The 13719-nt window shown below is 63.7% G+C and carries 14 protein-coding genes; 7 read left to right on the plus strand and 7 right to left on the minus strand.

From position 1 onward, the window contains the following. Together VMR03_RS11830 and VMR03_RS11835 are read left to right on the plus strand one after the other, a co-directional pair. The coding region (locus VMR03_RS11830) for a DAPG hydrolase family protein (protein WP_414693182.1) at nt 1-515 on the plus strand (515 nt) is incomplete at its 5' end. Nucleotides 516-544: 29 nt separating this feature from the next. Then, entirely contained in the window at nt 545-1897 is a 1353-nt protein-coding gene (locus tag VMR03_RS11835) for an FAD-binding oxidoreductase (RefSeq protein WP_325405449.1), read from the plus strand. Nucleotides 1898-1900: 3 nt separating this feature from the next. On the opposite strand, the gene VMR03_RS11840 is transcribed toward VMR03_RS11835, so the two are convergent. The 6 genes from VMR03_RS11840 to VMR03_RS11865 all read right to left on the minus strand — a co-directional run bounded on the left by VMR03_RS11840 (nt 1901) and on the right by VMR03_RS11865 (nt 8381). Beyond that, nucleotides 1901-2983, minus strand: coding sequence for a prenyltransferase (locus VMR03_RS11840; protein ID WP_325405450.1), 1083 nt, complete (start codon nt 2981-2983; stop codon nt 1901-1903). Further along, the gene (locus tag VMR03_RS11845; protein WP_325405452.1) at nt 2980-3699 is read right to left on the minus strand and encodes a class I SAM-dependent methyltransferase; all 720 of its coding nucleotides are present in this window, start codon (nt 3697-3699) and stop codon (nt 2980-2982) included. Before VMR03_RS11845 ends, VMR03_RS11840 begins: the two co-directional genes overlap by 4 nt. Next, nucleotides 3662-5026 (minus strand): glycosyltransferase family 4 protein, encoded by a 1365-nt coding sequence (locus VMR03_RS11850; protein ID WP_325405453.1) that lies wholly within the window; start codon nt 5024-5026, stop codon nt 3662-3664. Before VMR03_RS11850 ends, VMR03_RS11845 begins: the two co-directional genes overlap by 38 nt. A 223-nt stretch (nt 5027-5249) precedes the next feature. Further along, nucleotides 5250-6221, minus strand: a complete 972-nt coding sequence (locus VMR03_RS11855) for an alpha/beta hydrolase (RefSeq protein ID WP_325405455.1) — start codon at nt 6219-6221, stop codon at nt 5250-5252. Between the two features lie 121 nt (nt 6222-6342). Then, complete coding sequence (locus VMR03_RS11860; RefSeq protein WP_325405456.1) at nt 6343-7848, minus strand: FAD-dependent oxidoreductase; 1506 nt, start codon at nt 7846-7848, stop codon at nt 6343-6345. 155 nt (nt 7849-8003) lie between these two features. Beyond that, nucleotides 8004-8381 carry a DUF423 domain-containing protein gene (locus VMR03_RS11865; RefSeq protein WP_325405458.1) on the minus strand — a complete coding sequence of 126 codons (378 nt, stop codon included), beginning with the start codon at nt 8379-8381 and terminating at the stop codon, nt 8004-8006. A 72-nt stretch (nt 8382-8453) separates the two neighbouring features. Here VMR03_RS11865 and VMR03_RS11870 point away from each other — a divergent pair, with 72 nt between their 5' ends. Further along, on the plus strand, nt 8454-9317 hold the full coding sequence (locus VMR03_RS11870; protein ID WP_325405459.1) for an alpha/beta hydrolase: 864 nt from the start codon (nt 8454-8456) through the stop codon (nt 9315-9317). Nucleotides 9318-9472: 155 nt separating this feature from the next. Here the strand turns inward: VMR03_RS11870 and VMR03_RS11875 are convergent, their stop codons facing one another. Next, entirely contained in the window at nt 9473-10111 is a 639-nt protein-coding gene (locus VMR03_RS11875; protein ID WP_325405460.1) for a TetR/AcrR family transcriptional regulator, read from the minus strand. Nucleotides 10112-10237: 126 nt separating this feature from the next. On the opposite strand from VMR03_RS11875, the gene VMR03_RS11880 reads away from it, so the two are divergent. The 4 genes from VMR03_RS11880 to VMR03_RS11895 all read left to right on the plus strand — a co-directional run. Then, nucleotides 10238-11509: a cytochrome P450 gene (locus VMR03_RS11880; RefSeq protein ID WP_325405462.1), complete on the plus strand. Its 1272-nt coding sequence runs from the start codon at nt 10238-10240 to the stop codon at nt 11507-11509. Nucleotides 11510-11531: 22 nt separating this feature from the next. Further along, nucleotides 11532-11699: a rubredoxin gene (locus tag VMR03_RS11885; protein WP_325405464.1), complete on the plus strand. Its 168-nt coding sequence runs from the start codon at nt 11532-11534 to the stop codon at nt 11697-11699. Nucleotides 11700-11845: 146 nt separating this feature from the next. After that, nucleotides 11846-12955, plus strand: coding sequence for a hypothetical protein (locus VMR03_RS11890; RefSeq protein ID WP_325405465.1), 1110 nt, complete (start codon nt 11846-11848; stop codon nt 12953-12955). A 12-nt stretch (nt 12956-12967) separates the two neighbouring features. After that, on the plus strand, nt 12968-13719 hold a 752-nt coding region (locus tag VMR03_RS11895), incomplete at its 3' end, for a phosphotransferase family protein (protein WP_325405467.1).

Here is a 13719-nt window from a genome sequence, read left to right on the forward strand (position 1 = left end):
GGCATGGCAGCGAGGCGCAGCGCTACAAGCTCTGGCATCCGCTCGCCCATGTCGATGTGGGCTGGGCCGACGGGCGCGCCGATCTTGCTTACATCGGACGGACCTCGAACATTGTCGAATATATCGGATCGAGACGCATGAACGTCGCTGTGCGCTTCGTCCCGCCCACGAGCATCGGCTTCGACGAACGACAGTTGAAGGCGCACGGCGAGGTGGCGATCTGCGGGCGCGGCATCGTCCGCGATCTGCGGATGGAGAGCGGCTGGCTCGTACATCACATCCGTCCCGTGCCCGGCGGATCGGAAATGCGCTCGCGCTTCTGGCTTGGCGGCGGGAACGTCAATCCGATCGGCATGGAAGGCGCCTTCGGAAAGTTCATCGGCCGCACGGCAGCGAAGCTGCAGGCCTTTTCGTCGACACAGGCGGCGGAACTGATGATCCACGACGCGCAGGAGATGAACCACCTCGCGGCGATCCTGCCCGCGCTTCACGCCGCCTTCCATTCGGAAAAATAACGCGCGAAAAAGCGACAGGGGGGAATGGGATGAAACGTCCGACAGGGAGCGGCGTTACGCTGGAACGCAACGCCGGCGGCTTCGACGATGCGGTGCTCGGCACTTGCTTCAACGGCCGCGACCCGGGCGATCGTCCGCAGGTGCTGGTGCAGGCCAACGACGCGTCCGACGTGGTCGCCGCCATCCGCCGCGCGCGCCGCGACAATCTCAAGGTCAGCATCTGTTCCGGCGGGCATAGCTGGATGCAGAACCATCTGCGCGACGGCTGCATGCTGATCGACATGTCCCGGCTCAACCGCATCGAAGTCGATACCGAACGCAGACTTGCCTATGCAGGACCGGGGTGCTGGAGCGTCGATCTCGACAAGCGGCTGAAGAAGGACGGGCTGTTTTTCCCGATCGCCCATGCGGTCGATGTCTGCCTCGGCGGCTATCTGCTGCAGGGCGGCTTCGGCTGGAACAGCCGCGTCCTTGGGCTTGCCTGCGAGAATGTCGTCGGGATCGACGTCGTCACCGCGGATGGGGAGCTGATCCATGCGAGCGAAAGCGAGAATGCCGATCTCTTCTGGGCGGCGCGCGGCTCGGGCCCTGGCTTCTTCGGAGTCGTGGTCCGCTATCACCTGAAGGTCCATCCGCGTCCGAAGGTGACGGGCATCGCGATGCAGATTTTCCGCATGAAGCATCTCGAAGAGGTCTTCGCCTGGGCCGATCGCGTCGGGCCGGAAGTCCCGCGCTCGGTCGAGTTCCAGCTTCTGCTGACGCGCAAGGCGACCGGCATTTTCGCGCCGGGCGTCGAGATCATCGCCCCCGTGCTCGCACAGAGCTGGAAGCAGGCGAGGGAGGACGTGTCGTTTCTGACGCGGGGGCCGCTGAAGTCGAAAGCGAGCCTCCGCGTGCCGCTGATCCCCGTCTCGACCTCTCTGTTGTCGCATATGGCCGCAAAACGCATCTTCCCGCCGCGCATGCGCTGGAGCGTCGATAATATGTGGAGCGACGCGTCGATGGAGCAGCTTCTGCCCGGCATCCGCAAGATCGCGGATACCTTGCCGCCCATGCCGAGCCATGTGCTGATGCTGAGCTGGCATCCGCCCGCGAAACGTCAGGACATGGCCTTCTCGGTCGAGGGCCGGAACTACCTCGCTCTCTATGGCGAATGGAAGCACGAGAGCGACGACGCGAAATATGCCAATTGGGCGACGGAGCATATGCGTGAGATGTCGTCGCTCAGCGTCGGCATCCAGCTCGCCGACGAAAATCTAGGCCGTCGCCCCGCGCGTTTCATGACCGACGCCAACATGGCGCGGCTCGACGCGATCCGCGCGAAATACGATCCCGACGGTCGCTTTCACACGTGGAGAGGGCGGCTTGATCGGCCGTCCTGAGGCTCACTCCGCCGCTTCGGCCAGCGTCCGTTCCGCGAAAAGCCGCGAGGCGGGCGTTGCGCCGGTCACGGCGTCCGTCGCGAGGATGACGGCGGCGGCCGTCCAGGCCGGCTTCTCGGCGGGCCAGGCGACCTCTTCGACGAACTGGTAGCCCATCCAGTAGGCGCCGCAATCGGCGCGCCACTGATGCTGCCACGAGAGAAGGGCTTCGGCCTTCTTGCGCTCGCCCGCGACGAGGAGCGCCATCACGAGTTCCGCGCTTTCGGCGACCGTCACCCAAGGCTGGTCGAGTACGCAGCGGCAGCCCTTGCCCTCGGCGACGAAGATGTCCCACTTGGACGCGATGCGGCGGCGCGCGGCTTCACCGGTGATGACGCCGGCAAGAACGGGATAATACCAGTCCATCGAGTAGCGCGCCTTCGACTCCCATGTGCGGTCGAAGCGGTGCGGCTTGTCCCGAAGCGCCTCGCCGAGACGAATGCGGGCATTCTGCCAGTCATGAGAGGATTTGCCGAGTTCCCGTGCGATGTGGATCGCGCATTCGAGGCTCTTGTAGATCGAGGATGAGCCGGTGATGAGCGCATCGTCTTCCGGCGTATGCGGATCGTTGGCAGCCCAGCGGATGTCGCCATGCGGGCTCTGATGCGCGACGACGAATTGCATGGCGGCCTCGACATGCGGCCAGACCGTGCCGAGCCATGCGCGGTCGCGCGTGATGAGGTAGTGGTGCCATGCGCCGGTCGCGATATAGGCGGTGAAATTTGTGTCGCGGATCGGCTTGCCCGCGCCTTCGTCGCCGCCGGTGTAATGGTCTTCCTCGTCGAAGGGCACGGCGGAGCCGAGCTGGCCCCACCAGGAGCCGTCCTCCAACTGCGTTTCCATCAGGTAACGGAAGGCGAGGCGCGCGCGTTCGACCTCGCCGATGACGGTGAGGCCCATCGCTGCTTCCGTGTGGTTCCACGGATCGATGACGCCGCCGTCGTACCAGGGGATCGCGCCATTGTCGCGCTGCAGGTCGAGAATGCGCGCGCGCGAACCGTCGAAAAATTTCTCCGGGATCGGATCGCCATAAGTGAGATGGGTCATACCGCTCCCTTCGTGAAATAGAGAACGACGCTTTTGCCCATCAGCGGCGCGGCGATTTTTTCAAGCGCGCGGGTGAGCCACGGTCCCTGCAGAATGTCCCATTCGAGAAAGCGCTTGTAGAGATTGACCGCCTTCACATCCTCGCGCTTCACGCCGACGGCGCATTTGAGCCACCAATAGGGCGAGTGAAGCCCATGTGCCCAATGGCGATAGAAGAAGCGAAGGCCCTTGGCCTCGACGGCGCCCTTCAGCTCGCTCTCGCGGAAAATGCGCACATGCCCGCCAGGCTCGTTGTGATAATCGTCGCTCAGCGCCCAGCAAATTTGTTCGGGAAACCAACGCGGTACGCTGGCAACGAATGTTCCGCCCGGCTTGAGTACGCGCTCGATCTCGTTGATAGCCTGCTTGTAGTCGGGAATGTGCTCCAGCACTTCCGAACAGATGATCCGGTCGAAAGTGGCGTCCGGAAAGGGCAGGGAGAGCGCATTGCCGACGGTGAGCGAAAAGGCGCGCTTCGTCTGCGGATCCATATCGGGCCCCAGTCCGAATCCGCCGCGGGTGCGCTTAACGTCCTCGAAGCCGAGATCGAGACCGACCACATGACATTGCGCGTGATAGTACATGGCATGGACATGGCGTCCCGAGCCGCAGCCGAGGTCGAGCGCGCGCTCGCCGTCCTTAAGCCCCAGAACGTTGAGATCGGCGGTCAGCATCATGGATCGTTTGCCTGTAAATTTCAGTGACCTCGCGCGCCGCGCGTTCCCACTTGAACTGTTTCAGAATGCGCTCGCGGCCGGCCGCGCCGTAGCGGGCACGCATTTCCGGGTCGTCGAGCATGGAGCCGATGGCTTGCGCCAGCGCCGGCGGGTTGGAGTGTGGAACGACAATGCCGGCGTCTCCGACGACTTCGGGGAGCGAGCCACCCGTCGTCGCGATCACGGGTGTGCCGCAGGACATGGCCTCGCCGCAGGGAAAGCCGAAGCCTTCATAGACGGATGGCGAGATCGCGATCGTCGCCTCGGCGTAGATCTCGGTGATCTGTTCGTCTGTGATCCCGCCGACGAACTCGACCTTGTCCATGATGCCGAGCTCGCGAAGCTCGTCGGTGGTGTTGCCCTCGCGAAGGCGGCCGATGACCCTGAGCTTGAGGTTGGGTCGCGTCTTCAGCAGCTCCGCATAAGCGCGGATCAGATAAATGAGGCCCTTCAGCGGCACGTCGGCGCTGGCGCAGGCGACGATCAGGTCGTCGCGCCGCTGGATATGCGGCAGCGGGCGGAATTGCAGATGGTCGATGCCGTGCAGCACGAGCCGCGTGCGCTCGCGCTTTACGCCGAATTCGCTGACGATGTCGCGACGCGTACTCTCCGACACGACGATCAGCGGGTCGAGCTCGCGCGCCACCTTGATCTGCATGTTGAGAAAGGAATACCAGCGGCGCTTCAGGAGCTTCAGCGACAGCGTCTTGGCATGCTCGATGTCGATGCGCCGGTCCATCGTGATCGGATGATGGATCGTGCCGACGATGGGAAGCCCCATGTCGCGCAGCTTCAGCAGGCCCCAGCCGAGCGTCTGGTTGTCGTGGCAGATGTCGTAGTCCTGCACCGTGCCGCGCACATAACGCGCCATGCGCTCGCAGAATGTATAGGGCTCGGAGAAACCGCCGGTCGCGTGAGCAAACCATTCATAGAGATCGATCGGCCAGGCGAACATCCAGGGCCTGAGCGACGCGATCGGATGCGGATTGGCGTAGAGATCGAGCGAGGGCAGCTTGATGAGCTTCACGCGCGGATCGAGGACGGGGTAGGGCGGGCCCGAAATCACGTCGATCTGGTGGCCCATATCGGCCAGCGCCTTCGAGATGTGGCGCATATAGACGCCCTGTCCGCCCGTCGTCGGGTTGGAGCGATAGCTCGGCAGCAGGATGCGCAACGGCCGGTCGCCGGCGACCGCCGCGAGCTTGGCATGCTTGTCCGTCTTCTCGGGCGCGGGGGCGAGATCGATCAGGGCTCCCGCGTCTTCCCGCTCCAGCGCCTGCTGCGACATGCGTCGATATTCCTTACTCTTGTTCGTCGCCGCAGGCGGCGCGGTCAAATCGGGGTCAGCCCCTGATGTACCCCATGCTGCGTCGCATTCAAAATGGCGGGGGATCATAACGGCTTGCGCCCGCTGCAACAAGCGCACTGACAATCGTGTAAGCCGTTCAAAAATGAACGAAAAACGCCCCGGAGATGATGGGCTCCGGGGCGTTTTTACGTATCGACGGTCCTTATCCGAAGCGACGTTTCAACCAGTCGACCATCAGCTTGTTGAGCGCGTCCGGCTGCTCCGACTGCGTCCAGTGCCCGCAGTTCGGGATGACGTGCTTTTCGAGGTCGGGCACATATTGCTCCATGCCGTCGGCCATGGCCGGGCGGAGCACGAAATCGTCGGCGGCCGAGATCATCAGGCTCGGCACCTCGACCTTTTCGACGAGGCCGGCCGAGTCCTTCCAGTTGCGCGAGAAATTCCGATACCAGTTGATGCCGCCTGTGAAGCCGGCTTTCTCGAAGGCCTTCGTGTAGTAGGCGTGTTCCTCCGGGGTCAGCAGCATTTCGCCGCCCCATGTGCTCTCGTCGGCTTGGAAGCCCTTCAGGAAGGCGAGGTTCTTTTCCTCGGCCGGCCGGGCATCGAACTCGGCGAGCGTCATGCCGCTCTTGCGGTACCAGAAGCGCATCGAGCGCGCGACGTCCTTGTCGAGCAGCGCGTCGGCGACGCCGAATTTCTGGAAGAAGACGATGTACATGTCCTCGCCGAAGATCATGCGCATGCCTTCGATGGGATCGATCGGCCCGCGCGGCATGAAGGGTGTGTTGACGCCGATGACGCCGGAAACGCGATCCGGGTGCCTGAGCGCCATCTGCCAGACCACGACGCCGCCCCAGTCGTGCCCGGCGAAGATCGCCTTTTCTAGGCCGAGCGCGTCGAGCATGCCGGCGAGATCGTCGGTCAGATGCTTGATGTCGTAGAGCGGAACCGAGGCCTCGTCCTTCGGCCCGCCCGTATTGCCGTAGCCGCGCTGGTCCGGCGCGATGGCGCGGAAACCCGCCTTGGCGAGTGCAGGCATCTGGTGCCGCCAGGAATAGGCGAGTTCGGGAAAGCCGTGGCACATGACGACGGGCACGCCGTCCTTCGGACCCTCTTCATAGACGGCCATGTCGAGGCCGTTCGTCTTGACATAATAAGGCTCTGGAAATGCCATGTCTTGTCCTCCCTGATTTTCGTATGTCATCCCGGCCTGGTGCCGGGATCCAGGGGCTTCGAATGCCGAGCAAGCGGCCCCTGGACCCCGGGACGAAGCCCGGGGTGACATCTTTTGTTGATTACGCCGCCTGCTTCAACCGCTCGAAATCGGCCGTTGGCGAAAGGCCGAGAGAGTTCAGCATGTCGCGGCGGCCCGGTCCGAGTTTGGGCGGATAGAAGGCGGCGTTGCGCTTCTTCCCCTTGGCCCAGACGAGCAGCACCTTGGCGAGATTGCGCGGTTTCTTCATCCAGAGCGAGGGATGCTCGATCATGTGAAAGCCGCGCATGAAGGCCCGGAGCAATTTTACGTCGGAACGCACGGAGACCATGATCCCGTCCTCGATGAAGCTGCGGGCGAGCCTCGACTTGAAGCCCGGCCTGTAATCCGGATTGAGCGCGTTGTGCGCCGTGCGGATCGCGGCCGTGTCCTGCTGCACCATCGTATCGAAATAGGGACGGAGCTCGGCGGTGCAGCGCGTGTGATAGGCAAGCCCCCGCGCGACAGGATCGCGGGTTTCGTCCAGCACGTCGCGCAGGATATGCGCCTGGACTGCCGCGAAGGAACAGCCGCGCCCGTAAAGCGGATTGGTGCGGATATATCCGTCGCCCATCGGAAAGAAGTTGAGGCCGATCGGGCGTCCGTCCTTCACCATCGTTCGCCAACTCGCGAAAAGCTCGCCCATGCCGAAGACCCGGCTCTTGGCGTCCGAGGTTTCGGTCGATGTCCATCGCGCGACGCCGGGAAGTTGTGCGCAGATCGCGTCGAAGACCTCGGGCTTCACGATGATGCGGCGAAGCTCCATCTCGGTTTCGGGTACGGCGAGCGTGATCGAGAAGCAGCGGTTGTCGGCGGGAAAGAGACCGTACTTGATGTAGCCGAGATCGCCGGCGCCTGGCGTCTCGCCGCGCTTGGGCTCCTCGACGCCGTCGCGCAGCTTGTAGTGCCGCGTGAAATAGACGATGCCCGCCGGCGCGCGGCTCTCCTCGATGACCGCGCCTTCCTTGCGCAGCCAGTCGAGCCCCTGGCTGTTCTTGCCCGCCGCATCGACCACGATGTCGGCGCGGATCTCGCGCGCGCCCGTCGCATCGTCCTCGGCGAGGACACCCTTCACCACGATGTCGCCGCCCACCTTCTCGGTGATGAAGCCGCGCACGCGCGTCTCGGTGAGAAAGCGGATATGGGGAAGCCGCGCCACATAGCGGCGCATCACCAGTTCGAGCGTCGTGCGGCGGCTCGTCAGGATCGTCAGATCCTCGTCGCCCGGCACCGGCACGTAGGAATCGCGCAGCTTCAGCGGCACGTTCTCGACGAAGGAAATCTCGACGCAACCCGCGTCGAGAAGCTGTGTCAGCAGATCGGGATAATTGTCGCGGATGAGCTTGTAGAGACGGGCGAGGAAGGCATGGCTGTGGCGCAGATGGCCGACGCCCTTGCGCTCCCAGCTCTCGAAAGCCTCGTCGGCGGAGGTTTCCGGCGGCGGGGGATCGCGGTCGAGAAGCGTCACCTCCCGGCCCGACCCGCTGAGCGCCAGTGCCGTGGAGAGCCCGGCAATGCCCGCCCCAATGACCAGTACCTGCTCGCTCATCCTTCTCTCTCCCTTCGCCTGTCGAGGCGCCTCGTCAGAAAAATAGACCGTGGTATAGCGAGAAGATAGGGAGGGAGAGGGGGCCTGTCCAGACATGGCGGGGTGGGCGAAGTGTGATTTTTGGTGGACCGGCCCGTTACCCTGCGGAAGCCTGGCTACCCCGCCGATGGAAGCCGGAGCCCGGCGGCGAAAAGGCAGATCCACCCGATCATGAAGGCGACGCCGCCCATCGGCGTGACCAGAACGAGCGTCTTGCTGCCGGTGGCGCCGAGATAGTAGAGCGAGCCCGAAAAAAGAATCGTGCCGACGACGAAAGCCCATCCGGCAACCGAGACGACGAGCCCCGGCTCGCGTGAGGCGAGCCAGGCGACCGCGAGAAGCGCGAGCGCGTGATACATGTGATAGCGAGCGCCGATCTCGAAGGTCACGAGTTGCTCCGGTGGCACGCGGCTTCCAAGGCCATGCGCGCCGAAGGCGCCGATGGCGACCGCGAGGAAGCCTGACAGGGCGCCGATGCTGAGCCAGAGTTTCATGCCTTGATCCTCATTCCTCTTGTTCGACGGAAAGCCGGGAAGGCATCGTAGGTGCAAAGGAAAGGACGTGCCATGAAATCTCCGGCCATTGGTTTCTGCCTTGTGCTTGTGGGCATTCTGTTCGCGGCGCCGGTCTCCGCCGGCCTCTTCTCCAGCGATCCGGTGCTGCCGGCCGGCGCGAAGGTCGAGCGCGATCTCGCCTACGGTCCGGACGACGCGCAGCGCATGGATGTCTACATCCCGCCGCATCCGCAAGGTGCCCCCGTCATCCTGATGGTTCATGGCGGCGCCTGGGCGATCGGCGACAAGGATATGGGCCGAGTCGTCGACAACAAGGTCGCGCACTGGCTTCCGAAAGGGGTCATCTTTGTTACGACTAACTACCGAATGGTCCCCGTCGCCGATCCGCTGATCCAGGCCGACGATGTGGCGAAGGCGCTCGCCTTCGTGCAGGCAAAGGCCGCCTCGTGGGGCGGCGATCCCGCGCGCGTCGTCCTGATGGGACATTCGGCGGGCGCGCATCTCGTCGCGCTGCTGACGGCCGATCCCTCCATCGCGGCGGGGCAGGGCGCGAAATCCTGGCTCGGCACAGTCGTGCTCGACAGCGGCGCCCTCGATGTCGGCCAGATCATGCGCCGCTCGCATTACCGTTTCTACGACCGCGCCTTCGGCGCCGATCCCGCCTATTGGGACAAGGCCTCTCCGACCTTGCGCCTCACGGCCAAGCCGCAGCCCATGCTGGTCGTGTGCTCGACGAAACGCGACGACTCCTGTCCGCCGTCCCGCGATTTCGTCGAGAAGGCGACCGCGCTCGGCGGTCGCGCAAGCCTCTTGCAGGAGCCGCTGACGCATCGCGAGATCAATGAAAATGTCGGTCTTCCCGGCGATTATACGAAGGCGGTCGATGCCTTTCTCCGCTCGCTCGGTGTGTCATGAACGCGCTTCAGTCGCCGCGCCGCGCGATTCGGCATTGAGGAGATTTTCGTGAAGTTCAACCCGCTTGTGCCGGAACCTCAGTGTAGAGACTTTGATCGGAGCCTGCGCTTCTATCGCGATCTCGGTGCGAGGCCATCATGCGGGTCTAATCGGAGCTATCTCGGCGTTGTAGCGAGGCTCCGCCGCAGCGTGTCGAGCGTCGTCCGGCGGATGCGGTCGAGATCGGTCGTCGGGTCGATCAGCCATTGCGTGCTGACGCCGAGGAGGAGACTGCCGATCATCAGCGCCGCAGCTTCGGCATCGAGATCGCGCGATACCGTGCCGTCGGCCTGGCCGCGGGCGATCTGCTCCATGAAACGCAATTTCGCTTTCATGTGCGAGGCGGCGAAGGCGGCACGCAGCCGCGACAGTGTCGCCACCGTGCCCGCCATGGCGACGAAATAGGCCTTGAGCGCAATCTCCGTCTCGAAATTCCGCAGGAACGTGTCGACCGACCCGAGAATTTCCTCGAGCCCCGACACGGCCTCGACATCCGCCGCGGCGCCAAGTTCATCCGACCGCTCATGCAACTCGTTGATCAGCGCTTCGATCAACCCGTCCTTGGAGCCGAAACGCTGGCTGGCGAGGCCGCGGCTATAGCCGGCCCGCGCGCCCACCTTCTCGAAGGTGGCCGCCTGAAAGCCCTCTTCGGCGATCAGCTCGGCGGCCGCCAGCAACAGGCTCTGGTCCGACTGGGCCCTGCGCTCGGCTTGCGTGCGGCGAGGGGGCACATGCTTTTCGGTCTCGAGGGTCATCTTTCCTGTTTACATAGTTGTTGGACGTATAGCAACATTCTGACAAGAACAACGCCGCCGGCCTATGTCGGGCGGCTCCGCACTCACGGGCGCGAGACCCGGCAGGCGTGAACAGGGAGAGAGCCTATGTCGATTCCACAGGAAATTGCCGACGCCATCGTCGATCCGAAAGCCTACGCGAACGGAAAGAAGGTCGACGACGCCTTCGCCTTCCTGCGCAAGGAAATGCCATTCGCACAGGCGCAACCCGAGGGCTTCGATCCCTTCTGGGTGGTGACGAAGCACGCCGACATTCTCGAGGTCGAGCGGCAGAACGAGCTTTTCCACAATGGCGACCGCGCGACGGTCGTGACGCCGATCGAAATCGACAAGAAGGTCAGGGAGCTGATGGGCGGGCCCCATCTCGTCCGCTCGCTGGTGCAGATGGATAACCCCGACCACATGAACTACCGCAAGTTGACGCAAGGCTGGTTCATGCCGCAGAACCTCAAGAAGCTCGAAGGCCGTATCCGCGAAATTGCGAAGGTCTTCATCGACCGCATGGCCGATATGGGCGGGGAGTGCGATTTCGCCCGCGACGTCGCTTTTCTCTTTCCCCTTCACGTCATCATGGAAGTGCTGGGCGTGCCGGAGTCCGACGAGCCGCGCATGCTGAAGCTGACCCAGGAACTCTTCGGCAGTGCCGATCCGGAGCTGAACCGTCGCGGAGAAGCCGCGAATGACTTCGAGGCGGGGCTCGCCGCGCTTCAGGAAACGGTCGGCGAGTTCATGGCCTATTTCAACGACATGACCGAGGATCGCCGCGCCCATCCGCGCGAGGATCTGGCCAGCGTCATTGCCAATGGCCGCATCGAAGGCCAGCCGCTCGATCACTTCGCGGCCATGTCCTACTACATCATCGCGGCGACGGCGGGCCACGATACGACCTCGAACACGACGGCGGGCGGCCTCTGGGCGCTGGCGGAAAATCCCGGCCAGTTTGCGAAGCTGAAGGCCGATCCCTCGCTGATCCCGAGCTATCTCGAGGAGTCGATCCGCTGGGTGACGCCGGTGAAGCATTTCATGCGCTCGGCGACCGCCGACGCTGTCGTGCATGGGACGAAGGTCGCGAAGGGTGACTGGATGATGCTCTCTTATCCGTCGGGCAATCGCGACGAGGATGTCTTCGCCGATCCCTTCACCTTCAAGGTCGACCGTTCGCCGAACAAGCATGTCTCGTTCGGCTATGGCGCGCATGTCTGTCTCGGACAGCACCTCGGGCGCATGGAAATGCGCATTCTCTGGGAGGAATTGCTGCCGCGTCTGCAGAGCGTCGAACTCAACGGCGCGCCGAAACTCTCGGAAGCGAATTTCGTCTGCGGGCCCAAGGCCGTGCCGATCCGCTATAAGATGAACTAGGCAAGCAGCGGAGGCGCGGCCCATGAAGACATGGCAATGCAGGACTTGCGGCTTCATCTATGACGAGGCCGAAGGCCTGCCTGAGGAGGGCATTCCCGCCGGCACCAAATGGGAGGACATTCCGGACGACTGGATCTGTCCTCTCTGCGGAACGCCGAAATCGGATTTCGACATGGTCGAACTCGACTGAACAGAAACCGGCGCCGGTCGCGGCGCCGGCTTTTCTTGGGTGACGTAGCGGCATCCGGTGCGCCATTGACCGCGTGGAACCGCCGCTTCATTGTGCGTCCAATATCAAAACAACAAGTCGGCAAAGCCGGCACCAGGGAGGTTTTCATGCTGACCAAGGCGGATGATTATCCCATCCATCAGACGCCGGAGCCCATCGCGTTCTCGGGCACCGACCGCAATTTCTACGACCGCTATTTCTTCAACGGTTACACGAAATCGGGCGACGTCTTCTTTTCGGCGGCGCTCGGCGTCTATCCGCACATCAACGTGATGGATGCCTCCTTCTGCGTGATCGTCGACGGCGTGCAGCACAACATTCATGCCTCGCGTCATCTCAACAGCGAACGCCTCGACACGCATGTCGGCCCGCTCGCCATCCATGTCGTCGAACCGCTTAAATCGCTTCGCATCACTGTGGGCGAGAACGAGCACGGCATTCGCGCCGACGTCACCTTCCACGCCCGCGCGACGGCGCTCAAGGAACCGCGCTTCACGCGCCGCAACGGTCCGCGCACGCTGATGGATCTCACGCGCCTGACGCAGAACGGCACCTATGAAGGCTGGATCGAGGTAAAGGGCCGACGCATCGAGGTGAAGCGCGACGCCTTCTGGGGCACGCGCGACCGTTCCTGGGGCGTGCGCCCGATCGGGGCCGCCGACGCGCAGCCGATGGTGCCGCCCATGCCGTTCCAGTTCTACTGGCTCTGGGCGCCGCTCAATTTCGACGATTGCATCTCGCTCTACCACGTCAATGACGACGAGCATGGCGACGCCTGGAACCACAATGCGGTGATCTGCGGTCTCGACGGCGCGGAACCGGAGGAAATGTCGAAGTGCCGCTCCGAAGTGCAATTCGTTCCCGGTTCGCGCCACGCGAAATCCGCCTCGCTCTTTTTCGAGCATCGCAGGGGCGGCACGACCCGCATCGATCTCACGCCGAAATGGAATTTCTACATGCTCGGCCTGGGCTACGGTCACCCCGAATGGGGCCATGGCGCCTATAAGGGGCCGCTTGCCGTCGGCTACGAGGAATTCGCGCTTGCCGATGTGAAGAGCTTTGCGCCGCCGCATCTGCACATCCAGGCTTTCGTCGACGCGAAGATGACGTCGCCCGACGGCTCGACGAAGATGGGGACCGGCGTGCTGGAGCAGCTCGTCATCGGTCCGCATGCGCCGTCCGGTTTCACGGACATTCTCGATCCGTACAAGGTTTGAGGAGGGCCACGCATGGAAGACCTTGCTCCGCGCTTCGCGGCCTATCTCGCGCATCGGATGCCGCAAGCGACCGATGTCGTCGTCACCGGCGTTTCGCGCATTCACGGCGGCGCGAGCCGTGAGACGTTCCGTCTCAACGCCACCTGGAAAGAGGGCGGCCGCGACATCGTGCGGCCGCTCGTCCTGCGCCGCGATCCGGTCGCGAGCCTGATCGAGACCGAGCGCGACCTCGAATACAACGCCTACCGCGCCTTCCATCCCACGGGCCTGCCGGTTCCCGAGCCGCTCTTCCTCGAGACGGATCTTAAATGGCTCGACCGGCCTTTCTTCGTGATGGAGCAGATCGTCGGTTGCACGGCGGGCTCGCCCTTCAACCCCGATCCCTACGGCCCGCTGGCGGACAAAATCGGCCGCCAGTTCTGGACGCATCTCGGAAAGATCGCCGCCGCCGAACCGAAAGACATTGGCTTCGAGATGGAGCCGGTCGCCCCCGGCGAATGCTGGAAGCGCGAACTCGACAAGTGGGAAAAGGTCATCGACGAGGACGAGCTCTCGCCGCAGCCTATCGCCCGTGCCGCGATCCGCTGGCTCCGTCGCAATCCGCCGCCGCCGGCGCAGAAACTCTCTGTCGTGCATGGCGATTACCGCACCGGCAATTTTCTGGTCAACGGCGAGGGCGACATCAGGGCGATCCTCGACTGGGAGATGTGCCATCTCGGCGATCCGCTGGAAGACATCGCCTGGGCGGCCGATCCGCTTTGGGC

The organism is Parvibaculum sp. (assembly GCF_035511255.1).
In the GTDB taxonomy this organism is placed as follows: domain Bacteria; phylum Pseudomonadota; class Alphaproteobacteria; order Parvibaculales; family Parvibaculaceae; genus Parvibaculum.